General features: G+C 71.4%; 19 protein-coding genes and 2 tRNA genes. 17 read left to right on the top strand and 4 right to left on the bottom strand.

From position 1 onward, the window contains the following. Positions 1 to 33 precede the first annotated feature (33 nt). Positions 34 to 1104, top strand: coding sequence for a hypothetical protein (locus ASD48_RS04685; protein ID WP_057600043.1), 1071 nt, complete (start codon positions 34 to 36; stop codon positions 1102 to 1104). A gap of 25 nt (positions 1105 to 1129) precedes the next feature. Here the strand turns inward: ASD48_RS04685 and ASD48_RS04680 are convergent, their stop codons facing one another. Next, complete coding sequence (locus ASD48_RS04680; RefSeq protein WP_057600042.1) at positions 1130 to 2272, bottom strand: M48 family metallopeptidase; 1143 nt, start codon at positions 2270 to 2272, stop codon at positions 1130 to 1132. A 154-nt stretch (positions 2273 to 2426) separates the two neighbouring features. On the opposite strand from ASD48_RS04680, the gene ASD48_RS44690 reads away from it, so the two are divergent. The 7 genes from ASD48_RS44690 to ASD48_RS04655 all read left to right on the top strand — a co-directional run bounded on the left by ASD48_RS44690 (position 2427) and on the right by ASD48_RS04655 (position 6877). Next, complete coding sequence (locus ASD48_RS44690; RefSeq protein WP_199825130.1) at positions 2427 to 2582, top strand: hypothetical protein; 156 nt, start codon at positions 2427 to 2429, stop codon at positions 2580 to 2582. Between the two features lie 145 nt (positions 2583 to 2727). Further along, positions 2728 to 2892 carry a hypothetical protein gene (locus ASD48_RS43095; RefSeq protein ID WP_107104216.1) on the top strand — a complete coding sequence of 55 codons (165 nt, stop codon included), beginning with the start codon at positions 2728 to 2730 and terminating at the stop codon, positions 2890 to 2892. A gap of 97 nt (positions 2893 to 2989) precedes the next feature. Further along, a complete protein-coding gene (nadD, locus tag ASD48_RS04675) occupies positions 2990 to 3616 on the top strand; it encodes a nicotinate-nucleotide adenylyltransferase (protein WP_057600041.1) in 627 nt (208 codons plus the stop codon). Positions 3617 to 3632: 16 nt separating this feature from the next. Next, positions 3633 to 5468 carry an LCP family protein gene (locus ASD48_RS04670; RefSeq protein WP_057600040.1) on the top strand — a complete coding sequence of 612 codons (1836 nt, stop codon included), beginning with the start codon at positions 3633 to 3635 and terminating at the stop codon, positions 5466 to 5468. A 121-nt stretch (positions 5469 to 5589) separates the two neighbouring features. Next, entirely contained in the window at positions 5590 to 6042 is a 453-nt protein-coding gene (rsfS, locus tag ASD48_RS04665; RefSeq protein ID WP_057600039.1) for a ribosome silencing factor, read from the top strand. Next, positions 6039 to 6713: a histidine phosphatase family protein gene (locus ASD48_RS04660; RefSeq protein ID WP_057600038.1), complete on the top strand. Its 675-nt coding sequence runs from the start codon at positions 6039 to 6041 to the stop codon at positions 6711 to 6713. Before rsfS ends, ASD48_RS04660 begins: the two co-directional genes overlap by 4 nt. 91 nt (positions 6714 to 6804) lie before the next feature. Continuing rightward, positions 6805 to 6877 (top strand) — tRNA-Ala (locus ASD48_RS04655). A gap of 90 nt (positions 6878 to 6967) precedes the next feature. Here ASD48_RS04655 and ASD48_RS04650 read toward each other — a convergent pair. Beyond that, positions 6968 to 7906 carry a helix-turn-helix transcriptional regulator gene (locus tag ASD48_RS04650; protein WP_282438174.1) on the bottom strand — a complete coding sequence of 313 codons (939 nt, stop codon included), beginning with the start codon at positions 7904 to 7906 and terminating at the stop codon, positions 6968 to 6970. Positions 7907 to 8114: 208 nt separating this feature from the next. Between ASD48_RS04650 and ASD48_RS04645 the strand changes: the two genes are divergently transcribed. From ASD48_RS04645 to ASD48_RS04635, 4 genes are all read left to right on the top strand, one after another. After that, positions 8115 to 9503: an MFS transporter gene (locus ASD48_RS04645; protein ID WP_199875643.1), complete on the top strand. Its 1389-nt coding sequence runs from the start codon at positions 8115 to 8117 to the stop codon at positions 9501 to 9503. 69 nt (positions 9504 to 9572) lie between these two features. Further along, positions 9573 to 9746: a hypothetical protein gene (locus tag ASD48_RS44685; RefSeq protein ID WP_199875641.1), complete on the top strand. Its 174-nt coding sequence runs from the start codon at positions 9573 to 9575 to the stop codon at positions 9744 to 9746. A 3-nt stretch (positions 9747 to 9749) separates the two neighbouring features. Next, positions 9750 to 9983, top strand: coding sequence for a hypothetical protein (locus ASD48_RS04640; protein WP_003976229.1), 234 nt, complete (start codon positions 9750 to 9752; stop codon positions 9981 to 9983). A 131-nt stretch (positions 9984 to 10114) separates the two neighbouring features. Beyond that, positions 10115 to 10187, top strand: a tRNA-Ala gene (locus tag ASD48_RS04635). A gap of 188 nt (positions 10188 to 10375) precedes the next feature. On the opposite strand, the gene ASD48_RS04630 is transcribed toward ASD48_RS04635, so the two are convergent. Then, entirely contained in the window at positions 10376 to 11986 is a 1611-nt protein-coding gene (locus ASD48_RS04630) for an NADH-quinone oxidoreductase subunit NuoF family protein (RefSeq protein WP_057600036.1), read from the bottom strand. Beyond that, positions 11983 to 13305 (bottom strand): cytochrome b/b6 domain-containing protein, encoded by a 1323-nt coding sequence (locus ASD48_RS04625; RefSeq protein WP_199875639.1) that lies wholly within the window; start codon positions 13303 to 13305, stop codon positions 11983 to 11985. Before ASD48_RS04625 ends, ASD48_RS04630 begins: the two co-directional genes overlap by 4 nt. Before the next feature lie 428 nt (positions 13306 to 13733). Here ASD48_RS04625 and leuS point away from each other — a divergent pair, with 428 nt between their 5' ends. From leuS to ASD48_RS04600, 5 genes are all read left to right on the top strand, one after another. Further along, positions 13734 to 16628 (top strand): leucine--tRNA ligase, encoded by a 2895-nt coding sequence (leuS, locus tag ASD48_RS04620; RefSeq protein WP_057600034.1) that lies wholly within the window; start codon positions 13734 to 13736, stop codon positions 16626 to 16628. A 274-nt stretch (positions 16629 to 16902) separates the two neighbouring features. Further along, complete coding sequence (locus tag ASD48_RS04615; RefSeq protein WP_057600033.1) at positions 16903 to 17643, top strand: hypothetical protein; 741 nt, start codon at positions 16903 to 16905, stop codon at positions 17641 to 17643. A gap of 156 nt (positions 17644 to 17799) precedes the next feature. Beyond that, positions 17800 to 18645 carry a DegV family protein gene (locus tag ASD48_RS04610; RefSeq protein WP_057600032.1) on the top strand — a complete coding sequence of 282 codons (846 nt, stop codon included), beginning with the start codon at positions 17800 to 17802 and terminating at the stop codon, positions 18643 to 18645. Between the two features lie 107 nt (positions 18646 to 18752). After that, positions 18753 to 19997, top strand: coding sequence for a ComEA family DNA-binding protein (locus tag ASD48_RS44680; protein WP_057600031.1), 1245 nt, complete (start codon positions 18753 to 18755; stop codon positions 19995 to 19997). A gap of 371 nt (positions 19998 to 20368) precedes the next feature. Beyond that, positions 20369 to 22891: a ComEC/Rec2 family competence protein gene (locus ASD48_RS04600; protein ID WP_057600030.1), complete on the top strand. Its 2523-nt coding sequence runs from the start codon at positions 20369 to 20371 to the stop codon at positions 22889 to 22891. Positions 22892 to 22966 lie beyond the last annotated feature (75 nt).

Raw genomic sequence — 22966 nt, 5'->3', positions numbered from 1 at the left:
TTACCTGAGGTCCGTGCGACCTACTCTGAAAGTATGGCCGGGCCTGGAGACCCACCGGAGGGGACACCCGAGGGCACTCCCGGAGGTGGAGAGGACGAGTACCGATCCGTCGTCTTCGACGAATCGTTCGTCCGCGCTGCCCGCATCCAGGAGTACTCCGCGCAGGAACGCATGGCCGACCACGCACCCGCAGTCCGTCGTCGGCCCACCCGGCGGCGGGGCCTGTCGCGGCAGGTGCTGATCCTGGTCATGCTGATCGCCGTCGCCTTCGGGACCGCCATCTACATGGGCGTCCGCCACCCCTACCAGAGCTCCGTGGCCCGCCGGTCCGTCGAGCCCCTGCGGATGACCGTCATCCCGCTCTCCCCGCAGGGCGTCGTGCCCGGCGCGGCCGACCCCGACGCGCTGTTCGCGCACAGCCCCGCCGCGCAGTTCCGGATCGGCGCCGAGGGCATCCCGCTGCCCGCCTCCCGGCGCACCGCGCACTTCTCCGACAGCCAGGTCGTCACCGCTCTGACCGCGGCCAAGGAGTACATCGTGCACTCCTCCCTCTACCCGGAGGTGCTCACCCGGCAGCAGGTGCGGCCCGTGCGGGCCCTGATCGCCGCCGAGCAGCTCGACCAGTTCGACCAGAGCTTCAGCCACCCGGCCGCGGACGGCCGCCACGCGCCGACCGGCTGGCTGGTCCGCTTCGACCCCGCCCAGGCCCGGCTGGCCGACAGCAACATCAGGGTCCAGGGCACGCTCCAGGCCGCCGAGACCGACTCGGCGACCCTCGAGGTCACCGCGGACCACACCTTCGTGTACGCGCTGCGGCCGGCCGGCGAGGGCGCCGACACCTCGGCCTCCCTCTTCACCGTCCGCCGCGAGCTGCACTTCCGCTTCGACCGCACCGACCTGCGCACCCACCAGGTCCAGCTGATCGTGTCCTACGTCCAGGCCGGCCCGCTGTCCTGCGCGGAGGACTCCACGAACCACCTGCGTCCCCTGCTGGCCGGCCAGACCGCCAAGACGGGTGGCCCGGCCGGCACGGACCCCTATGCGACGGGCGGCGCGACGGCCCTGTGCGGATCGCTCGCGACGAGCGCACAGCCCAAGGTGTGAATCCGCTCGGGTGCCCGGCTGCGGATCAGTCGTCGGTGCGCGGAGGCGTGTCCGCAGGTCCGTCCGAGCCGTCCGCTCCGGCCGAGCCGTTCCTCGGGGGCCCGTCCTCCGTCGGCGCCGAGGCCGCGAACCCGCCGAAGCCGCGCCGCACCCGGCCGCCCAGGTCGCCCGCCCCGCCCGCGATGTCGCTGACCAGCTTCATCAGCGGGTCCTTGGAGCTCTTGACGCTCGTCGCGTAGTGGCTCGCGGACTCGCGGAAGGAGTCCGTGACCGAGGTCTCCTTGTCCTCGGTGCGCCGCGGGTAGTGGCCGTCCATGATCCGCTGATGGTCGCGGGACTCGGCCCACTTCTTCAGCTCGGCCGCGCGCACGGTGGTGAAGGGGTGCGTGCGGGGCAGCACGTTCAGGATCTTCAGCACGGAGTCGCGCAGGTCGCCGCCCGCCTCGTACTCCTCGGCCTGCTTCAGGAAAGCGTCCACGTTCATCTCGTGCAGGTGGTTGCCGCCGGCGATCTTCATCAGGCCGCGCATCGAGGCCTTCAGGTCCTGGCCGACGAGAAGACCCGCCCGGTCGGCGGACAGCTCCGACTTGCGGAACCACTCGCGCAGCGCCGTGACGATCGCCATGATCGCGAGGTTGCCCAGCGGGATCCACGCGATCCGGATGGCCAGGCTCGTCAGGAACAGCAGGATCGTGCGGTACACGGCGTGCCCGGACAGGGCGTGGCCCACCTCGTGGCCGACGACCGCGCGCATCTCCTCCTCGTCGAGCAGCTCGACGAGCCCGGTGGTGACCACGATGATCGGCTCGTCCAGACCGATGCACATCGCGTTGGGCTGCGGGTCCTGGGTGACGTACATCGGCGGGACCTTCTCCAGGTCCAGGATGTAACAGGCGTCCCGCAGCATGTCGTTGAGGTGCGCGAACTGCTGGTCGGAGACCCGCACCGAGTCGGACAGGAACAGCAGCCGCAGGCTCCGCTCGGGCAACAGCCCGCTGAGTGCCTTGAACACGGTGTCGAAGCCGCTCAGCTTGCGCAGCGCCACCAGGGCGGAGCGGTCGGCCGGGTGCTCGTAGGCACGGGAGGAGATTCCCGGGAAGCGCCTGCGCTGCCTGCTGGGCACGCTCTCGTGGCCGGTGCCGTTGTGCTGGTGGCCGTCGTCGGACATGTCTTCCCCCATGTGCGTCTGTGTGGCCGCTACCGCTGTGTGGCCTCTGCCTGACCCTTTACGGACCCTTGTGCGGCCCTTTGCGCCCCCGAAGCGGATCCCAGCCTAGGCGGCGTTACCGTGGACGGGCACTACACCGAAGGAGTCCCGCCCCATGGAGCACCACCCCGCAGCCGCCTGGCTCACCGAAGCCGCCGCTCAGCAGCAGGGGGCGGGGAATCTGCTCCGCGTCGTACTGGTCGTGATGATCCTGGGCTGTGTGCTCACCGCGTGGTTCCTGCTGCGGGGCTACAAGCGGAAGGACGACTGAGCCGCCGGGAAGGTTCCCAATGGCGGAGTCGGCGTGATCGCCGCGCGGGCGCCCGCTTACCATGGGCCGACGTCTTTATCCCGCCCTCCCCCACTCTCGACTTCGCTCGAGCGGGGGGACCTCCATCGGATAGGTCCTGCCGAAGATGAGCCTTCACAGCACCGCTGCCCAGCTGGTCACCCTCGCCGCCGAGGGCGAGGAGCACGGCGGCAACCACGAGAGCCTCAGCCCGTACATCACCGGCGGCAGTGCTTTCCTCATCCTGCTGCTCCTGCTGTGGATCACCACCCGCTTCAACCGCGACCGCTGAGACACGACGTGTTCACCGACGGGCAGTCCGGCATAGCGGGGCGCTCCGGGCATCCGCCGGCCGGTGCCCCGGGACCGGGCCGGTAGGGTCTGCACGCATGGGAGAGCAGGACATGCCTAGCGGCCCGTCGAACCCTGGCAGGCGCCGCCTCGGCGTCATGGGCGGGACGTTCGATCCGATCCACCACGGACACCTCGTGGCGGCCAGTGAGGTCGCCGCGCAGTTCCACCTGGACGAGGTCGTGTTCGTCCCGACCGGCCAGCCGTGGCAGAAGACGCACCGCAGTGTCTCCCCGGCCGAGGACCGCTACCTGATGACGGTCATCGCGACCGCCGAGAACCCGCAGTTCTCGGTGAGCCGCATCGACATCGACCGCGGTGGCCCCACGTACACCGTGGACACCCTGCGCGACCTGCGGGCCCTCAACCTCGGGACCGACCTTTTCTTCATCACCGGCGCCGATGCCCTGGGTCAGATCCTGACCTGGCGGGACAGCGAGGAACTGTTCTCCCTCTCGCACTTCATCGGCGTCACCCGGCCGGGACACAACCTCATGGACCCCGGTCTGCCCGAAGGCGGTGTCTCGCTCGTCGAGGTGCCCGCGCTCGCCATCTCCTCCACAGACTGCCGTGCGAGAGTCGCCAAGGGCGACCCCGTCTGGTATCTGGTGCCGGACGGAGTCGTGCGCTACATCGACAAGCGCGAGCTGTACCGCGGCGAGTGAGCCGAGAGGGGTACCGGTGAACGACCGATACGACGCGGGGTACGGGGGCGACCAGTACGAGCTCGTCGGCTACGACGAGTTCGGACAGCCCGTCTACCGACAGGTCCCGGCGCAGCAGGTGCCGCAGCAGTCCTACGACCCGTACGGGCAGCAGGGGCAGCAGACGCAGCAGCCCCAGGGGCAGCAGGGGTACGGCTACGACCCCTACGCCACCGGCGGGCAGCAGACGCCTGCCTACGACCCGTACGACACCGGTCAGCAGCCGCCCACGCCCGCGTACGACCCGTACGACACCGGCAGGCAGGCTCCCGTCGGATACGACCCCTACGGCACCGCCCCGCAGGCCCCGTACGACCCCTACGGGCAGACGGCCACCGGCGGACAGCAGCCCCGGGCCGAACAGCCCCGCGCCGCCGAGCAGACCGCCTACATCCCGCAGCAGGGCGGCCCGGTCGGGACCGGGGCGAAGGCCGAGGCCGCAACCGGCACCGACGCCGGCGCACGGCCCGGTGCGGCGGCGGCCGGGCCGGGCGCCTCCGCAGCTCCCGGGCAGCCCCAACGGGATTACGAGACCGAGCAGTTCGCGTTCGTGGAGGAGCCCGACGGTGACTCCGAGGACGTCATCGACTGGCTGAACTTCACCGAGAACCGCACCGAGCGCCGCGAGGAGGCCAAGCGCCTCGCCCGCAGCCGGCTCGTCGCCCTCGCCGTGGTCCTGGCGCTGGTCGCGGTCGGCGGAGTGGGCTACCTCTGGTACGCGGGGAAGCTGCCAGGCCTGTCGTCGTCCCCGGACGCCGGCACCGGGACCACGACCGCGACCGCGGCGCAGAAGCGTGACGTGGTCGTCGTCCACCTGCACAACACCACCGGCGGCGGCACCTCCACGGTGCTGCTCGTCGACAACACCACCACCAAGCAGGCCGCCACGGTCCTGCTGCCCAACTCCCTCGTCGTCACGGACGATGACGGCACCACGACGACCCTCGCCAAGTCCGTCGACGACGACGGCTCGGCCGGTACGCGCGACGCGCTGGACACCGTCCTCGGCACCGACATCGAGGGCACCTGGCGGCTCGACACGCCCTACCTGCAGAACCTCGTCGACCTCGTCGGCAACATCGACGTCGACACCGACGCCACCGTGCCCGACCCGGCCGCCAAGAAGGGTGAGGCGCCCCTCGTCAGCAAGGGCGAGAAGCAGACCCTCAGCGGCAAGATGGCGGTCGCCTACGCCACCTACCGCGCGCCGGGCGAGGCCCAGAACGCCCAGCTGGAGCGGTTCGGCCAGGTCATGCAGGGAGTGCTGCGCAAGGTGTCGTCCGACGCGCAGGGCGCCACCGTCACCGTCCAGACCCTGGCGCAGATCCTCGACCCCTCGCTGACCGACAAGGACCTCGGCACCTTCCTCGCCAAGCTCGCGGACCTCGCCAAGGGCGGCGACTACAAGACCGCGCTGCTGCCCGTGCAGACCGACGGCACCCTCAACGCGGAGGCCAGCGCGAGCGTCGTCAAGGACGTCCTCGGCGGCGCCGCGAAGAGCCCGGACAAGGACGCGGCCGTCAGCGTCTCCGTCCAGAACGCCAGCGGCACCAAGGCCAACACCGAGGACGCGCGCGTGGTGCTCCTGAACGGCGGTTTCACCTTCTCGGAGGCCGGCACCCCGTCGGACACGAAGGCCACCTCCCGGGTGCTCTACGCGGACGCCGCAGGCAAGGAGAACGCCACCGAGGTCGCCAAGACCCTGGGGCTCGACGCCGACGCGGTGGAGAAGGGCACGGTCCCCGCGAACGCCGACGTCGCGGTCGTCCTGGGCGAGGACTACCGGCCCTCCTCGGCGGGGTCGGCCGACTGAGAGCAGGCGTGGGGGCCGTGCCGGAGCGGCCCCCGCGCGGGTGATCCCTCCATCACGTGGGGTGCCGTCGGCGGACCGTGAGACCCTTGGGGACAAGTGTCCGCCGACGGAAAGCCACGTAGTGACCGCCACCGACCGCTCCATCGAGCTCATCCAGACCGCCGCCCAGGCGGCTGCCGACAAGCTCGCGCACGACATCATCGCGTACGACGTCAGCGACGTGCTGTCGATCACGGACGCCTTCCTGCTGGCCTCCGCGCCCAACGACCGCCAGGTCAAGTCGATCGTCGACGAGATCGAGGAGCGCCTCAACAAGGAGCTCGGCGCCAAGCCGGTACGCCGTGAGGGCGACCGCGACGCCCGCTGGATCCTGCTCGACTACGTCGACATCGTCGTCCACGTCCAGCACAGCGAGGAGCGTGTCTTCTACGCTCTGGAGCGGCTCTGGAAGGACTGCCCCGAGCTGGACCTGCCCGCCGACGCCAAGGCGACGCGCGGCAAGGCCCAGGAGCACGCCAAGCTGCAGGCCGAGGCCGAGGAGGACGACACGGCAGGCTTCGGGGAGCTGCGGTGAGTGCCCCCGCGGAGAACGCCGCCGACCGTAAGCCGGGCCGTGGCCGCCGGGTCATCCTGTGGCGGCACGGCCAGACCGCCTGGAACGTGGAGCGCCGCTTCCAGGGCACGACGGACGTGGAGCTGACGGAGACCGGCGTGGCCCAGGCCCGCCGCGCCGCCCGGCTGCTCGCCTCCCTGCGGCCCGACGCGATCGTCTCCTCGGACCTGTCGCGGGCCGCGAACACGGCCGCCGAGCTCGTCGCCCTCACCGGCCTCGAGGTCACCCACGACGAGGCCCTGCGTGAGACGTACGCGGGCCTCTGGCAGGGTCTGACGCACGACGAGATCATCGCCGCCCACGGCGACGAGTACGCCGCGTGGAAGCGCGGTGAGCCGGTTCGTCGAGGCGGCGGCGAACTGGAGTCGGAGGTCGCCGACCGTGCCGCTCCCGTGGTGCTGCGGCACGCCGAGAAGCTGCCCGAGGACGGCACGCTCGTCGTGGTCAGCCACGGCGGCACCATCCGCACCACCATCGGCCGTCTCCTCGGCCTGGACGCCCACCACTGGGAGGCCCTCGGCGGTCTCTCGAACTGCTGCTGGTCCGTCCTCGGGGAGGGCGCTCGGGGCTGGCGCCTGCTCGAGCACAACGCCGGCACCCTGCCCGAGCCGGTGCTCGGCGACGACGACTGAGGGCCGTGCGGCCGCCGGGACCCGGATTTCACTTTCCGGCAGGTCGCAGGCTAAAGTTCTTCTTGTTCGCCCCCGAGCGGGAAGAACGCAAGGGGCTATAGCTCAGTTGGTAGAGCGCCTGCATGGCATGCAGGAGGTCAGGAGTTCAATTCTCCTTAGCTCCACGGATCACCTGGTCTGTCGGTCGACACTCTGTTGAGTTGTCAAAGATCGGCAGTGACCGGTTGAGGTCTGTTCACAAGGATCCCGTCCCCTCAGGGGGCGGGATTTTTTGTCGCTCCGCTCCGCAGCATGGCCGCGCGGCGCTCCGTCTCCTCGTCGTTGGGCGTGTACACGACGATCCGGCACTCCGGCATCCCGTTGATCGACAGGGACATCGACGTCATCCGCAGCTCGCCCACCGCCTGGTGCCGGAAGACCTTCACCCGGCGGCCGGGCTCCGCCACGTCACCGGACGCCCACAGCCGCGTGAACAGCGGGCTCGCCTGCGACAGCCGGCGTATGAAGTCCTCCCAGCCGGGCTCACCGGCATGCAGTCCGTACGACGCCCGCAGGGTCGCCACCATCACCGGCAGCTCCTTGTCCCGGAACAGCAGCGGGCAGTCCTGCTCCCGGACCGTGAACAGCCGCCACAGCGCGTTGTTCGGCCCGGGCGCACAGTCGTCCACCGGCGTGATGAACAGGTCGTGGTAGACGGAGTTGGTGGCCAGGATGTCGTAGCGCGAGTTGTAGACCACCGCCGGTCGGGGCGCCAGGGCGTCGATGATGCCCTGGATCTCCGGGCCCACGCTCTGCGCCAGGGCTTCCGGCACGTACGCGTAGGGCACTTCCGCCAGGTGGTACAGATGCTCCCGCTCCGGCGGATCGAGCCGCAGGGTGCGCGCCACGGCGTCCAGGACCTGCGCGGAGGCGTTGATCGGCCGGCCCTGCTCCAGCCAGGTGTACCAGGTCACACCCACGCCCGAGAGCTGCGCGACCTCCTCGCGCCGCAGTCCCGGAGTGCGGCGCCGCAGCCCGGGTGGCATCCCGACGTCCCCCGGTGTGACCCGGGCCCGCCTGCTGCGCAGGAACGCGGCCAGCTCGGGTCGGCGTCGATGCGACGACCCCGGTGCGGGCCTCGGCGCCGGTACCGGCTGTGTCTGCGTATCTGTCCGCGTCACCGTCGTCACGTCCCCCATCGTCACGTCCCCCATGGTCGCTCCCCCGTCCGTCCCCTGCCAGGTGCCGTCAGTACCAGCATCAGCGGGCTCTCGGCACCCGTACCGGATCCTCGTCACGCTCGACGGCATGACGACGACACCCCGGACGGGCCCGGTCCCCGCGCCCGTCCCTCCCGCTTCAAGTCCTGCCGCCAGTAAAGACCCTGGCACTGACAACCGGCCTCGGCAGCTGCTGGCGCTCGTGCTCGCGGCCCAGTTCATGGCATTGCTCGACGTCTTCATCGTGAACGTCGCGGCCCCCACGATCGGTTCCGACCTGAACGCCTCCGGGGCGGAACTCCAACTGGTCGTCGCCGGATACGCCATCACGTACTCGGTCCTGCTGATCACCGGCGCCCGCCTCGGCGACCGGTTCGGGCACGGCCGCGTCCACCTCGTCGGGCTCGCCCTCTTCACGACCGCCTCGCTGGCCTGCGGGCTCGCTCAGGGCAGTACCGAACTGATCGTGTTCCGGCTGGTGCAGGGGGCCGGGTCGGCGGTGATGATCCCGCAGGTGCTCAGCCTGATCCAGCGCACGTTCACCGGCGAGGCCCGGGTGCGGGCGCTGGGCGTCTACGCGGCGGTCCTCGCCGTCGGTGCGGCGGCCGGGCAGGTGGTGGGCGGCGTCCTGGTCGCCGCCGATCTGCTGGGCACCGGATGGCGTCCGGTGTTCCTCGTGAACGTGCCGGTGGGTCTGGTCCTGCTGGTCGCCGGCAGGCGCGTCCTGCCCCGTGGTGGGGGAGCGGTCGGCGCGGCGGCGGGCGCGGGGGCGCGGGAACAGGCGCGCGGAATGGACTGGCCCGGCCTCGTGCTTCTGGGCGCCGCCGTGTCGCTGATCACGGTGCCGCTCGTGCTCGGCCAGGAAGAGGACTGGCCGCTGTGGTCCTGGGTGTCGCTGGCCGTCGGCGCGCTCGCGCTCGTGCTGTTCCGTGGCTACGAGGCCCGGCTCGCCCGGCGGGGCGGCGCCCCGCTGATCGCGCCCCGTGTTCTGCGTCACCCCGGGATGGGTCTCGCCGTCGTGCGCGTGCTGGCCGTCATGGCGGTCAACGGGGGTTTCCTGTTCGTGCTGACCCTGCACGTCCAGGGCGGCCTCGGCTACAGCGCGCTGCGCGCCGGCCTCACCTTCGCGCCGACCGCCGTGGTCTTCGGACTGGTCGGACTGACCTGGCGCAGGTGGCCCGCGTCCTGGCAACGGTCCCTGGCCCCGGCCGGGTTCACGCTCACCGCGCTCTCCGTGCTGGGAGTGGGGCTGGCCTTCCGGGGCGGCGACCACGGCGGTGCCGGGCTGTACGCGGCGTACGCCGGTGTGGGTGTCGGGCTCGCCCTGGCCTTCAGCCCGACGCTCACCGGGGCGCTGGCGGCGGTGCGCCCCGAGGACGCGGCGGATGCCAGCGGGCTGCTCGCCACGGTCACCCAGCTCGGGCAGCTGATCGGTGTCGCGGCCTTCGGCACACTGTTCTTCGAGCGGCTTGAGTCACTTGGGGCCCCAGAGGCGTATACCTCTTCGGAAGCGCTTCTCACATGCATGTTCGCGCTCGCTACGACAGCTGCCCTGGGTGCCGTGTCCGGACTGGTACTGAGGCGTCGCTGACCGTATTGGCCCGGCCGTGGCAGAATCAAACGGCCGGAAGGGAGCGCGGCCCGACGGGAGGGAGTAGCGATGCCTGCGAGCATCCTCGGAGAGGTCGGTGACCTCTCCGATGCGGCGGTGACACCGGACAAGGCCACCCGGCTCAGCTGCCCCTCCTGTGGTTCCGGTCATGTGGCCCAGGTTCTTGGTGACAACGGCGGGATTTCCTACGTGTGCACGGCCTGCGGCCACAGCTGGAGCTGATCGATGGGTGCACACAGGCGGAAGTGCGACTGGTGCGGCAGCGGCACCCCGATCGTCCGTGACATGGAGCCGGTCAACCCCGACTACCAGTACTGGTGCGAGGAATGCGCGCGGGCGCTGATCATAAAAGGCGACCCGATCGAGACGTACCGTGAGCTGGAGGGCGAGCCGATCTACGGGCGGCTCCTCGAGGAGCACTGCACCCTCAAGCGGTTCTACTCGTTCGTCACCGCTTGACCCGCATACCGGTTGAAACCGGACAGGGCGGAAACGATTTGGTGCTCCACGCCCCGGCCCGGTAATGTTGGCGTCGCCGCCGGGGAAACCGGGCGACACGGTCAGTACGCGGCTCGGCCGCTTGGCCACGAGGGGCTATAGCTCAGTTGGTAGAGCGCCTGCATGGCATGCAGGAGGTCAGGAGTTCAATTCTCCTTAGCTCCACAGCAGATCCCGCCGGATCGGATGCGATCCGGCGGGATCTTTTTGCGTTCGGCCGGTGTTCCGGCATTCCCTCTTCGGACATTCCGTCAGGGCCGAGACCGACAGCGAGGGGCCGCCTCTTCCGAGGCGGCCCCTTGGTCGTCTGCCGTCTGCCGTCTGCCGTCTGCCGTCTGCCGTCTGCTCGGCGCTCAGCGGCCGAGGGCGCGGCGGCCGCGGCCCTGGGAGAGGACCGGGAGGTTACGGGCGGGCGCCTGCGGGCGTGTGTCCTCCTCGATGCGCAGGGCGAGCGCCGGGCAGCGGCGTACCGCGCGCAGCGCCTTCGCCTCCGCGTTCTGCGGCACCTTCGCCTGCGCCACCGTCGGGAAGCCGTCGGCGCCGAGTTGGAAGACCTCCGGGAGGATGTCGGCGCACAGGCCGTGGCCGCGGCACAGCGTCCAGTCGACGAAGATCTTCTGGCGGCTCGAGCCGCTCTCCTCCGGCGCGATGCCGCTCGTGATGGCCGCGGGTGCCATGCCGGCCTCGAAGAGCGGCAGAACACCCTCCACGGGGCGTCCGCACCCGTTGCCGAGGACATGCGCGGCCAGGTCGTCGGTGAACGCCTTGATGGTCGACTCCAGGAACATCGCGGAGCCGTCCGGGTGCGAGCACGCACCGCGCCGCTTGACGTTCTTGGCGACCTGCTTGAGCGCCTCCAGGGCGGCCGGACCGCCGCCGTTGATGATGTCCTCCATGCCGCGCGCGGCGGCCGGCAGGCCGAGGTAGCAGGGACCGCACTGGCCCGCGCTCTCGTCGGCCAGCCACTGGGCGACGCGCAGCGACTCGCCCAGCGGGCAGGTGTCCTGGCTGATCGGCAGGATCGCGCCGGCGCCGAGTGCCCCGCCCACCGCGTCGAGGGAGTTGCGGGAGACGATCGCCTCGTTGACCGTCGCGGCGTCGATCCACTTGCCGTGGTAGCCGCCGGTCAGCACGCCCTGGGGCACCGGCGGGGCACCGGCGAGCTGAAGGACGTAGCGCAGCGGCACACCCGTGGGCACCTCGATGACCATCGGGCGGGCGACCGCGCCGGAGACCGTCAGCATGACGGTGCCCGGCTCGTCGTACAGGCCGGTGTTGCCGTAGCGCTCCGGGCCGATGCGGGCGGCGATGGCCAGCTGGGCGAACGTCTCGGCGTTGGAGAGCAGGGTCGGCGCGCCGCCGACACCGTTCTGCGAGGCGCTGACCTTGCGGCCGGGCGGGATCGGCGGGCCGCCGTCGATGGAGCGGATCAGCGACGCGGCGGCGCCGGTGACCATGCGGATCGGGTTGCGTTGGACGAATGCCTTCAGCGCCGATCTGCGGCCGTTGCTGAGGCCGCGCTCGGCGAGCGCGGCCTCCATGGAGCGCTGAGTGGATTCGCGGGTGACCCCCACCACGAGCGTGCGGGCACCCAGCGCCTCCGCGACCAGCAGCGCGCCGTCCAGGATGAGATGCGGGGCACGGTTGATGAGCACCGTGTCCTTGCGGCAGGCCGGTTCGTCCTCACTGCCGTTGACGACGACGACCGGCCGTACGCCGCGCTTGATCGCCGCCTCGGCGACCGAGCGCAGCTTCTTGTGGAAGGGGAAGCCCGCGCCGCCGCGGCCCTTCAGGTTGATGTTCTCGGAGAGCTTCGCGAGTGCCTCTCCGCCCAGGGGTTCGAGCGGCCCGTGCACCTTCAGGTGCATGGGCAGGTCAAGTCTTTCGACAAGGTCGAAGCCCGACGTGAGCTGCGGAAGCCCGACCACGCGGACTTCCGGGACGTCGGGCAGGGCCTCGTTCACCTATAGCCTCCGGAAGGCGTGTTCCAAGGTTCGCCCGAACCCGGTGCGTCGAACGACGAGCCAGGTGATGGTTCATTGGCGGGACCGCTGTTGTACGTGTCGTTCTGGTTGTACGTCCCGAAAGGGGGATTCGTCTCACCGGTGTCGTACACGTCACGTCCGCCATACCCGGCGGTGCCCGGATTGCCATAGACCGGGATGTTGAATCCCGTGTCCTGGAGCGGGTCGTAGGCCGACGGGGGTGCCTCGCCGACCGGCGGCGGGGACGGGACCGGCCAGCTGCCCGAGGTGCTGCCGCCGGTGTCGACCCGGGGGATGGCCTCGGTGGCCTGGATGTCGAACGGCACGTTCATCCGCGCCGTCTGGTCGGCCGCGTAGGGCTGCTGCTGGCCGCGTTGCGGTGTGTTGACGGCGCGGTAGGCGGCCGCGAAGCCGTTCGCGGGCTCCGGGGCGGCGGGCGCGGGCGTGTCGTACAGCGGCGACCGCGGGGACATCCTGGTCGAGCCCGTCGTGTCGGTCAGCGGCGAGCGGCCGGAGCGCCCGGAGCGGCCCTCGTAGCCGGGCAGCGCGGACGATCCGGTTTCTCCCACGCGCGCGCGTGACGCGTCGAGGCCGTCCATGGCGGAGCGGTCCTGTGTGCCCAGGATCGAGGCGATTTGGTCGGCGACCTTGCGCTTGAAGGGGCGCGGGGCGGAACGCAGGGCGAGGGCCGCCATGACGCCGGCCAGGCACAGCTCGTACGAGACCATGAAGAACGGTTTGGCCGCGCGCCCTGCGAACAGGCCGTGGATCAGTGCCGCGCACAGGGCCGGGTAGGCCAGCATGTGCATCGCGCGCCAGCGGGCGGCCACCTCGGCGGGTGCGGCGAACCGGTTGCGCAGTGCGCCGGTGATGCCGACGAAGATCATGAGCAGGGCGGCCAGGGAGCCGAGGCCGATGAGTCCGGCGGTGCCCTTGATGCCGAGGCTGAACGGGATCAGCGCGGCGATCAGGACGGTGTGCTGCAGCACCAGCTTGATCGAGATGTGGACGACGAGGAAGGCGATGGACCCCACGGCGGTCACACGGTGGATGGCCTGCGCGATGATCCGCTGACGGGTGTTCAGGATGAGCCGGTCCTGGGCGACGAGGCCCCAGATGACCGAGCAGGTGAGGCATACCAGTGACAGCACGCCCGCACCGAAGTTGAGGAACGCCTGGAACTGGTCGCCACCGACCAGCACGACCACGGGTATGAGGACCAGGACGACAGCCGTCGCCACCCCATAGGCCGACCGGCCGGGCTTGGGAAGCGAGCTGTTACTAGGACGAGGGTTCATGGGGGCAACTCCGAGCAGTTTCGGGAAAGCGGTCCCGCTGCCGAACTCTAAGTGGCTCCATACCGATGGGTACGAGGTTTGAGTTATTGCGCTGTTATCAAACGACAATGTGACTGTTGTGATGTCCCTTAGCTACTGTTACGCGAAGTAACCCTTGACCTTGATTCAGTTCCGGCCTCGCCATTCTGGTCGCAGCAACGGTGTCGCGACCATGCATACGTACGAGCGTCGCGGCTTGCTCAAGGCCTGCGGTACCCTAACGCCATGCGTGCTGTACGCCTTCTGCTTAGCGAGCCGCGCTGATCAGTCCCGACCGCCGGTGAACGGACGGTTCGGAATCGGCGCGGCGTCCCCTCCTGTGCGAGGGGATTTTTCGTTTCCTGGACGACAACCCGCTGGCAGAGACGATCGATGGAGCTTTGAGGACCATGAGCGAGACGAACCCCGCTGCCGCCGCTGCACCGGCGGAGGCCGCGCCGCACCGCTACACGGCTGCCATGGCCGCCGAGATCGAGGCACGCTGGCAGGACTTCTGGGACGCCGAGGGTACGTACGCCGCGCCGAACCCGAAGGGCGACCTGGCCGGTGACCCCGAGCTGGTGGCCCGGCCCAAGAAGTTCATCATGGACATGTTCCCGTACCCCTCCGGTGCGGGCCTGCACGTCGGCCACCCCCTGGGCTACATCGCGACCGACGTCTTCGCACGCTTCCAGCGCATGACCGGCCACAACGTCCTGCACACCCTGGGCTTCGACGCCTTCGGCCTGCCCGCCGAGCAGCATGCCGTGCAGACGGGCGAGCACCCTCGGATCACCACCGAAGCGGCGATCAACAACATGAAGTCCCAGCTGCGCCGGCTGGGTCTGGGCCACGACAAGCGCCGGTCGTTCGCCACGATCGACCCGGACTACTACAAGTGGACCCAGTGGATCTTCCTGCAGATCTTCAACTCCTGGTACGACAGCGAGGCGGACAAGGCCCGCCCGATCGCCGAACTGGTCGCCCAGTTCGAGTCCGGTGAGCGCGGCGTACCGGGCCACACGCGCGCGTGGAACGAGCTGACCGCCGCCGAGCGCGCCGACGTCCTGAGCGAGTACCGCCTGGCCTACGCCTCCGACGCCCCGGTCAACTGGTGCCCCGGCCTGGGCACCGTGCTGGCCAACGAGGAGGTCACCGCCGACGGCCGTTCCGAGCGCGGCAACTTCCCCGTCTTCAAGGCCAAGCTGCGCCAGTGGAACATGCGCATCACCGCCTACGCGGACCGCCTGCTGGACGACCTGGACGCCCTGGACTGGCCCGAGGCGATCAAGCTGCAGCAGCGCAACTGGATCGGCCGCTCCGAGGGCGCCCGCGTCGACTTCCCCGTGGACGGCGAGCGCATCACGGTCTTCACCACGCGCCCGGACACCCTGTTCGGCGCGACCTACATGGTCCTGGCGCCCGAGCACCCGCTGGTCGACAAGTTCACCCCGGACGCCTGGCCCGAGGGCACGCACGACGTCTGGACCGGCGGCCACGCGACCCCGGCCGAGGCCGTCGCCGCGTACCGGGCGCAGGCCGAGTCCAAGTCCGACGTCGAGCGCCAGGCCGAGGCCAAGGACAAGACCGGCGTCTTCACCGGCGTGTACGCGACCAACCCGGTCAACGGCGAGCAGGTCCCCGTCTTCATCGCCGACTACGTGCTGATGGGCTACGGCACCGGCGCGATCATGGCCGTCCCGGCGGGCGACCAGCGCGACTTCGAGTTCGCGCGCGCCTTCGAGCTGCCGATCCGCTGCATCGTCGAGCCGACCGACGGCCGCGGCACCGACACGTCGACGTGGGAGAACGCCTTCGGCTCGTACGACGCGAAGATCATCGCCTCGTCCAACGAGGACATCTCGCTGGACGGCCTGGGTGTCGTCGACGCCAAGGCCCGCATCACCGAGTGGCTGGCCCGCAAGGGCATCGGCGAGGGCACCGTCAACTTCCGCCTGCGTGACTGGCTGTTCAGCCGCCAGCGCTACTGGGGCGAGCCCTTCCCGATCGTCTACGACGAGGACGGCGTCGCCCACTCGCTGCCCGAGTCGATGCTGCCCCTGGAGCTGCCGGAGGTCGAGGACTACTCGCCCCGCACCTTCGACCCGGACGACGCGAACACCTCCCCGGAGACGCCGCTGTCGCGCAACGAGGACTGGGTGAACGTCACCCTGGACCTGGGCGACGGCAACGGTCCGCGCAGGTACCGCCGCGAGACCAACACCATGCCCAACTGGGCCGGTTCCTGCTGGTACGAACTGCGCTACCTGGACCCGCACAACAGCGAGAAGCTGGTCGACCCGGAGATCGAGCAGTACTGGATGGGCCCCCGCGAGGGTCAGCCGCACGGCGGTGTCGACCTGTACGTCGGTGGCGCCGAGCACGCCGTGCTGCACCTGCTGTACGCGCGCTTCTGGTCCAAGGTCCTGTTCGACCTGGGACACGTCTCCTCCGCGGAGCCGTTCCACAAGCTGTTCAACCAGGGCATGATCCAGGCCTACGTCTACCGCGACAGCCGCGGCTTCCCGGTGCCGGCCGCCGAGGTGGAGGAGCGCGACGGCGCGTACTTCCACCAGGGCGAGAAGGTCAGCCGGCTGCTGGGCAAGATGGGCAAGTCCCTGAAGAACGCGGTCACTCCGGACGAGATCTGCGTCGAGTACGGCGCGGACACCCTGCGTCTGTACGAGATGGCGATGGGCCCGCTGGACGTGTCGCGGCCGTGGGACACGCGCGCGGTGGTGGGCCAGTACCGCCTGCTGCAGCGGCTGTGGCGCAACGTCGTCGACGAGACCACCGGCGAGCTGAGCGTCGTCGAGGTCGAGGACGCCGACATCGACGTGGACACCCTGCGGGCCCTGCACAAGGCGATCGACGGAGTGCGGCAGGACCTGGAGGGTCTGCGCTTCAACACCGCCATCGCGAAGATCACCGAGCTGAACAACCACCTGACCAAGGTGGGCGGCGCGGTGCCGCGTTCCGTCGCCGAGGCCCTGGTGCTGCTGGTCGCCCCGCTGGCCCCGCACATCGCCGAGGAGCTGTGGCGCAGGCTGGGCCACACCGACTCGGTCGTGCACCGGGACCTGCCCGTCGCCGACCCCGCGTACGTCGTGGACGAGAGCGTGACCTGCGTCGTACAGATCAAGGGCAAGGTCAAGGCGCGCCTGGAGGTGTCCCCGGCGATCTCCGACGAGGAGCTGGAGAAGGTGGCGCTGGCCGACGAGGGTGTCGTGAAGGCGCTGGGCGGGGCCGGTATCCGCAAGGTCATCGTGCGGGCGCCGAAGCTGGTGAACATCGTTCCTGCGTGAGCGGGAGCGGGAGCTAAAGCCTGAGCGTGAGCGGGAGCGCGGGCTCGGGCCAGGGCTGGGGCTCGGGCTCGGGCTCGGGCTTGAAGGTGACGGCCGCGCTGGACGCGTGGCCGGGCCGGGTGCCGCGGGCCGGTGGGTGCGGCTCCGGGTAGTCCCCTACGGGCAGGTTCGGGGTTCTTCTGGAACTCCGAGCCTGCCCGTCTCGTTTACCGTTTGAAGTGCGGCGTGCCCTGTGCGGCGCCGGATGTGTCGTGGCAGGCCGGAGGAGGAGCTCGTGGAAGCAGTGATCGCAGTAGTCGCCCTGCTCTTCCTGCTCTTTGTGGTGCTCGGCGCCTACGCCACGGTGAAGGTGGTCGGAGCCGCGAAGCGGGGCGTCGACCGCACCATCGACCAGGCCCGGCGCACGGTCGAGGACCACACGCTGCGGGCCAAGTCCTTCACCCAGTTCGGACCGGCCGGCGAGATCGCCCAGCTGAGGCTCAAGCTGCGCACATCGATGCGGGCGACCCAGGACGCGCTGCACGCCGGCGTCACCGAAGACGAGTCCCTCAAGGAGTCCCTCGCCCTGTTCCAGAGGCTCAGCGCGCACGGGCACGAACTGGACAACGAGCTCAAGCGCCTGGAGTCGGAACCGGACCGGGCGACGCTGGCCGCGCGGCTGCCCTCGCTGCGGGAGCGCATCGAGCGCGTCACGGGATCGGCGGACTCGCTGCGCTGGGCGGCCCGCGACCGGGCCCGCCGCTTCGCGGACGACGACCTCGACTCCCTCAGCGCCCAGATCGACGTCGAGGCCGGCGCTCTTCGCCACTGGACCACGGCGGACCCCTCCACGCAGACGCCCCCGCCCCCGTGGCCCGAGGCGCCGGCCGCCGACAGCGCGGCGGAAGGACAGACCTGGCCGGAGACACCCGGCGCGCGCACCGTGCAGGAGCCGACCCGGCCCGCGATCACCCCGCCGGGACCGCGCCCCACCTACCCGTGGCAGAAGAAGCCGCGCCCCGAGAGCACCACCTGAGGCCGGGGCCGGACTCCTGCCCTCCGGGGTCCCGGTTCATCAGGTGACGGGCATGGATCAGGTGCCGTCAGGAGTGGTACCGGATTCGGTCAAGGGCGGTCCAGCTGCGAGGGGCCGGGCTGCCGCACGGGGGCTACGCCAGGTAACCTCCAGGTCATGTCCCGCCATGTCGCGATCGTCACGGATTCAACGGCCTACTTGCCGCAGCGGACGATGGAGCGTCATGGCATCACCTCGGTGCCCCTGACCGTCGTCCTCGGCGACCAGGCTCTCGAAGAGGGCAACGAGATCTCCACCCGCTCCCTCGCCCAGGCCTTGCAGAAGCGACGTTCCGTCACCACCTCGCGTCCCAGCCCCCAGCTCTTCGCCGAGACGTACCGCAGGATCGCCGAGTCCGGTGCCACCGGCATCGTCTCATTGCACCTCTCCGCCGAACTGTCCGGCACCTACGACGCCGCGGTGGTCGCGGCGCGTGAGGCGCCGGTACCGGTGCGGGTGGTGGACACCGGCATGGTCGCGATGGCGCTCGGCTTCTGCGCGCTCGCGGCGGCCGAGGTCGCCGAGGCGGGCGGCACGGTCGACGAGGCGGTCACCGCGGCGGAGAAACGGGCCGCCGGCACCTCCGCCTATTTCTACGTCGACACCCTGGAGTACCTGCGCCGCGGCGGCCGGATCGGCGCCGCCCAGGCCCTGTTGGGCTCCGCGCTCGCGGTGAAGCCACTGCTCCAGCTGAGCGGGGGGCGTATCGACCTCCTGGAGAAGGTGAGGACGGCGTCGAAGGCGATCGCCCGCCTGGAGGAACTCGGGGCGGAGCGGGCGGGCAGCGGGTCGGTCGACATCGCCGTGCACCATCTAGCCGCTCCCGACCGGGCGTCCGCGCTCGCCGACCGTCTGCGGTCCCGCGTGCCCGGACTCGCCGACCTGCATGTGAGCGAGGTCGGCGCGGTGATCGGTGCGCACACCGGGCCGGGACTGCTGGGCGTCGTGGTCTCGCCGCGCTGAAGGCTCGGCTCACTCGTGTGAGTGGCGGAGTTGTCCACAAGCGGGCGTTCGTCCCCGGAAGTTGAGCAAGATCATCGCGGCGTGGCGAAGTGTCCGATCCTCGTCGCATGGCACTTCGATCACGTCCACGCAGCCCGAACGCGACCAGCGGCCCCGGCCGGGGCCCCGGCTCCGACGGCCGTTCGCACCGTCCCCGCCCCCGTCCCTCTGTCGTCGGCCGGACCGGGCCCCGGCACGCCTCGGCGGAGGAGATCCGTCGCCGGGCGAAGGCGCTCTTCGCCGAACGGCCCGGGGAGCAAGGAGAGATGGGGGTGGGGCCGCCGGGTGGAGGCGGTCGGGATGATGGCACTGGTGGGGATGGCGGGGGTGGCAGGGGTGCTGTCCTGGTCCGTGCGTCGGGTGCGTCGGGTGCGCTGGAGTCTGCGGGTGGGGCGGTGGCGGTGGCGGGTGGGGTGCCGGTTGCCCCGGGTGTTCTGAAGAGGACGGGTGCGCCGCAGGTAGTGGTGCCCGACGACGCGGGCGGGCGGCACGCCGACGTCGACAGCGACAGCGACAGCGACAGCGACGGCGGCAGCGACGGCGATGAGATGCGCAAGGGGCGTGCTCCTCGTGTCGCCGGGCCCTGGCCGGAGCGGGTGGGGCTTGCTCTGCGGGAGCGGATGCCGGTGTGGCTGCTGGCGCGCTGCGGACTGGAACGCAGGAGTGTGCTGGCGCTCTCGGTGCTGCTCGTCGTCGCCGCCGCCTTCGCCGCGCAGCACTTCTGGGTCGGCCGGGCTCAGCCGGTGCGGGCACCGGAGGTGGTGCGGGCCGCCGCGCCCTATGCGGCGGGAGAGCTCAACTCGGCTGCCGGGAGCGCTCCTTCCGCAGGTCCGCCGGGCGCCGGCGGTACGGCCGGGGCCGAGATCGTGGTGGACGTCAGCGGCAAGGTGAGGAAGCCCGGCATCCACCGTCTCCCGGCAGGTTCACGGGTGGTCGACGCACTGGACGCGGCCGGTGGTGTGCGACCGGGTACCGACACCGACGGTCTCAACCGCGCGCGTTTTCTCGTGGACGGGGAACAGGTCGTCGTCGGCTTCCCCGCGCCGCAGACCGGTGACGCCGGGACGGGAGCAGGGGCGGCGGCGGGTGCCACCGGTGCCGGCACGGGAGGCGGACCCCCGGCGCCGGTGTCCCTCAACACGGCCACCGTGGACCAGTTCGACACGCTGCCGGGCGTCGGCCCCGTGCTGGCGCAGCACATCATCGACTACCGGGCGCAGCACGGGGGTTTCCGATCGGTGGACGAACTGCGCGAGGTCAACGGCATCGGCGAGCGACGCTTCGCCGACCTGCGGAATCTTGTGCGGCCATGAGGCGCGAAGACACCGGTTTCGCCGGTGTTCGGGCGGGACCCGGCTCGGCTGCCCGCCGAGCCGTGCACGCGGCCTCCGGGAAGAGGCTGGGCGACGCCCATCCACGTCAGGAAGGGCCGGTGGATCTACGGCTCGTACCACCCGCGCTGGCGGCCTGGGCGACGGCGGCGCTGACGTTGGACGCGTCTTCGGGGGTGGTGGGTGGCGTCGTTGCCGGCTGCCTCCTGGCCGCCGGTGCCCTTCTGATCGTGAGCCGGCGCGCGGCGGGGCGTGGCGTGGGTCCCGAAGCGGGTCCCGCTGCCGGTCCTGTTGACGATCTTGAAGCGGGTCCCGTTGCAGGTCCCGTTGCAGGTCCTGTTGCCGGTGGGCGCATGTGGCCCCGGGTGACCGTCGCCGCCTCGTTGCTCTGCGTGGGTGCGGCCGCCGCGTCGGCCGGGCTGCACGGGGCCGATCTGCGCCGGGGACCGGTGCCGGAGTTGGCGCGGGAGTACGCGACCGTCACCGCCGAGGTCGAGATCACCTCCGACCCACGGCTCACCCGGCCCCGGGTCAGAGGGGACCACGTGACCCCGGACAGCGTCCTGATCAACGCCGAGGTGCGCAGAGTCGAGGGGGCGACCCGGACGGCGGTGGCGACGCGGGCCCCGGTGCTGCTGGTGGTGGATGTCGGCTCGCGGTGGGGCGAGGGTGGGGCCCGGGTGAACCCCGGAAGCCGGGAGACGCCGGGCCGCCTGGCCCCCGGCGGTCTGGAGCCGGGCCACCCGGCACCCGGTGGTCTGGTGCGCGGCGGTCTGGGGCCTGGCCGCCCGGCACCCGACGGTCTGGTGCGCGGCGATCTGGTGTCCGGTCATCATGAGCCTGGTCGTCAGGCGTACGGCGGGATTGCCGAGGAGGCTGCCGGTCGGGCTGGAGCCGGCGGTGTGCCGGGATCCGGGATGTGGGCCGGGGCGCGGTCCGGGGCTTCGTGGCTGGGGCTGTTGCCGTCCACACGGGTGCGGGTGACCGGGCGGCTGGTGCCCGCGCTGGCCGGTGGTGACCGGTTCGCGGCCGTGCTGCGGGTGCGGGGCCGGGCGGTGCCGTCGGTCGTGCGGGAGCCCTCGGGCGCGCAGCAGTTGGCCGGGCGGCTGCGGGCGGGGCTGCGGGCGGCCACCGACGGGCTTCCGGCGGACGCGAGGGCACTGCTGCCGGGGCTGGTCGTCGGGGACATCTCGCGGATCACGCCCGAACTGGACGAGGCGTTCAAGGCGACGGATCTGGCCCACACCCTCGCTGTTTCCGGGAGCAACCTCACGATCATCCTCGCCCTGCTCCTCGGCCCGCCCGGGCTGGCCCAGCACGTCGAGCGACGCGGTCTCGCACCTCGCCTCGGCGTCCCGCTCCGGGCGACCGCGCTGCTCGGCGGAGCGCTCACCCTCGGTTTCGTGGTGGTGTGCCGGCCCGACCCGAGCGTGCTGCGCGCCGCGGCCTGCGGAGCGATCGTGCTGCTAGCGCTGGCGACCGGCCTCCGCCGGTCCCTGATCCCCGCGCTGGCGACGGCGGTGCTGCTGCTGGTGCTCTACGACCCGTGGCTGGCCCGGAGCTACGGGTTCCTGCTGTCCGTCCTGGCCACCGGGGCCCTGCTGACGCTGGCGCCACGCTGGAGTGCCGCGCTGCGACGGCGGAGGGTGCCCCCGCGGCTCGCTGAGGCGTTGGCGGCCGCGGGAGCCGCGCAGGCGCTGTGCGCACCGGTCGTGGCGGTGCTGTCGGCGCGGGTGAGTCTGGTGGCGGTGCCCTGCAATCTCCTGGTGGAGTTCGCGGTCGCGCCGGCCACGGTGCTGGGCTTCGCGGTGCTGGCGACGGCTCCCGTGGCGATGCCGGTGGCCGAGGCGCTGGCGTGGTGCGCGAGTTGGCCGGCCGGGTGGATCGCCGGTGTGGCACGGACCGGGGCGGCGCTGCCCGGCGGGGGAGTGGACTGGCCCGGGAGCTGGGGTGGGGCGTTCCTGCTCGCTTTGGTCACGGGCGTGGTGGTGTTGCTGGGGCGACGACTGGCGGGACACCCGTGGCTGTGCGCGGTCTGCGGGGTGCTGCTCCTGCTCGCGGTGGTGCAACCGCCGCCACTGACCCGGGTGCTCACGGGCTGGCCGCCACCGGGCTGGCGGCTCGCGATGTGCGACGTGGGACAGGGGGACGCGACCGTCCTGGCGGCGGGCGGGGGCACCGGCGTGGTGGTGGACGCCGGGCCGGACCCGACCCTGGTCGACCGGTGTCTGCGCAAGCTGGGGATCACCCGGGTGCCGCTCGTCGTGCTGACCCACTTCCACGCGGATCACGTGGCCGGGCTGCCGGGGGTGCTGCGGGGCCGGGCGGTGGGGGCGATCGAGACGACGGGGTTCGAGGAGCCCCTGGACCAGGTGGAGTTCGTACGGAGGGAGGCGGCGGCGAGGCAGGTGCCGGTGGTGCGGGCCGCGGCCGGGGAGCGGCGGCGGGTCGGCGCTCTCGACTGGGAGGTGCTCTGGCCGCCGCCGCATCCGGTACCGCGCCCGGACGGGCCGAACGACGCGAGCGTGACGTTGCTCGTGCGGGTGGCCGGGCTGCGGATGCTGCTGCTCGGCGATCTCGAACCCCCGGCCCAGCGGGCGTTGTCGCGATCGTCGGCGGCACCGCTGGTCCGCGGGGTGGACGTGCTCAAGGTGGCCCATCACGGCTCGGCCTACCAGGACCCCGACCTCATACGCGCCGTGGCGCCACGGCTGGCGTTGATCTCGTGCGGCGCGGACAACCCGTACGGGCACCCCGCGCCCAGCACGGTCGCGGCGTTGCGCGCGGGAGGGGCGGCGGTGCTGCGGACGGACCGGGACGGGGCGCTGGCGGTCGCCACCGGTACGGACGGGGAACTGCGGGTGGCGCGGGACTGAGGGCCGTGCGGGCCGAGAATCTCTCGGCCGAGCGGGTGGGATGACCGTCCGGGGGCCATGGGGCTCGGGGCACTG

The organism is Streptomyces sp. Root1310, from assembly GCF_001426425.1.
GTDB lineage: Bacteria > Actinomycetota > Actinomycetes > Streptomycetales > Streptomycetaceae > Streptomyces.
The sequence above is the reverse complement of the archived record's forward strand: the minus strand, read 5'-3'. Positions and strand labels throughout refer to the sequence as shown.